The following is a 1,620-nucleotide window of genomic DNA, read 5'->3' as shown; positions in this document are numbered from 1 at the left end:
GGCTACCTGAAAGGGGGGCACGAAGCCCCCGTGCTTCAGCCGGGGGTGCTGACTTGATTTATGGTGGGTTACGAGAAATATTAAAAGATTACTTCCGATTTTGGGTTGACGCTTTCGAGTGATCTATTACAAACTATGGGCAGCCTAAATCGATCTGATGTAGGGAACTATCTCAATGATTGCCTGCTATGATAGTTGATTGGGTCAGGCTTTTGGTAAAATTTGTAAGATTGGACAAGAGGTTATATGAACAACAACATTGACGAAATCATCGAAAAAGAACGGGAAGAAGCCCGTATCATCTGTGATACCAAAGGCGGAACCTCCCCAGAGTGTGCCGCGGCTTGGGATGCTGTAGAAGAAGTTCAGGCGGAGTCGGCTCATAAAAAGCAAAAACCCAAGAAAAGCTCTTTTGAGGTTTATTGTGACAATAACCCAGAAGCCGCAGAGTGCCGGCTTTACGACGATTAACTGCCCCTGGTTTACCTAACTCCCCTAGCCTTGGCTAAATCGCCATGCTAGGGGGCATCCTTGACCCATAATGGGTCATATTTTTTCGGTTTTGGGAAAACTGACCGAAATTGTCTTGGGTCGCTCCTGCACTGTCTCAGCACTCTCTATCAAAATATAATGTTAAACCCCATATCCATAGCTGCTACTCCGTCAAGTCTGGAGACTTGGGTTTGGATGGATTACAGACTCGCGGTTATATTTACGATTATCCTTCCCCTAATTTTACTGATTTGGGCTCTCGTCAAAAAGCTGGAAGCTATTACTCACCTGTTGATTATCTATTGGCGGGTGGCTAGTCTGTTGATGATTACCCTTTATCTGATGATCGCCGCTATCCCCATAGGTTTTATTTGTGCGATCGCTTCTCGTATCCTCATTCCAATTAGTTTATGGTTTTGGGTCGATCTCAATGAGGAAATCGAGGATATGCAGCCTTCCCCCTTAAAATTGACCCTCACCAGTTGGCGATGGGCTATTACTGTTTATAATGCGATCGGGGCCTTGATTTTTCTCCCTTCCCTCCGATGTGCTTTTTTAGGCGCTGAGGATTTATTGGCTGACCCCGGCTGTAGAATTTGGCTTGACCCCCCTTGGATGTATAAAGAGATTTTTCATCCCGGTTGGAATCCCCCATTTTTGGGCTTTTTGGCAATTGTCGGCCTCTTAATTTATGTCGGATGTTTTGCCTATTTTGTTGTCATTCGTCTCGGAAGACAGGGACGTTCTGCTACCGGAAATTAATCTGATGCAAGATACCTTAGAAAATTACACCAAAAAACATCCTGGGGAAGTTTTGCTCGTGCGGGTCTCAGTTGACGGCGAATTAGATGAGATTGCCATTTTTAAGGGTTTTTCTAGTTCTCTCATGCGACCTACTGCTTTTGACCCGGATATTCCCGTTTTACCTGACCATGCCGAAATTTTGGAGATAGATCGCCTCGTCAGTCCCTATGACCCCGCCAACCCTAAATATATTCAACGAGGATTGACTTGGGATACAATGCACAGCCTACTCTAGCCACTTTTTCCCACTTCCATGATCACCCCGCATCATCACGTAAAACTCCTGGGAGGGTTGGAAGCTCCGTGATTGATCACGGAGAGGAA

The 1,620-nt window shown here is 45.6% G+C and carries 3 protein-coding genes; all 3 read left to right on the top strand.

Annotation, left to right across the window (positions count from 1 at the left end; all coding sequences use genetic code 11):
* The first annotated feature begins 246 nt into the window (after positions 1-246).
* The 3 genes from P5683_RS24620 to P5683_RS24610 all read left to right on the top strand — a co-directional run bounded on the left by P5683_RS24620 (position 247) and on the right by P5683_RS24610 (position 1,531).
* Positions 247-471, top strand: coding sequence for a Calvin cycle protein CP12 (locus P5683_RS24620; RefSeq protein WP_315641188.1), 225 nt, complete (start codon positions 247-249; stop codon positions 469-471).
* Between the two features lie 216 nt (positions 472-687).
* The gene (locus tag P5683_RS24615) at positions 688-1,254 is read left to right on the top strand and encodes a DUF3177 family protein (RefSeq protein ID WP_006621821.1); all 567 of its coding nucleotides are present in this window, start codon (positions 688-690) and stop codon (positions 1,252-1,254) included.
* A 4-nt stretch (positions 1,255-1,258) separates the two neighbouring features.
* On the top strand, positions 1,259-1,531 hold the full coding sequence (locus tag P5683_RS24610) for a hypothetical protein (RefSeq protein ID WP_008056743.1): 273 nt from the start codon (positions 1,259-1,261) through the stop codon (positions 1,529-1,531).
* The last annotated feature ends 89 nt before the right edge of the window (positions 1,532-1,620 follow it).

Origin of the sequence: Limnospira sp. PMC 1279.21 (assembly GCF_032349615.1) — a bacterium.
Lineage (GTDB): Bacteria > Cyanobacteriota > Cyanobacteriia > Cyanobacteriales > Microcoleaceae > Limnospira > Limnospira fusiformis.
This window is presented reverse-complemented; position numbering and strand designations above follow the sequence as displayed.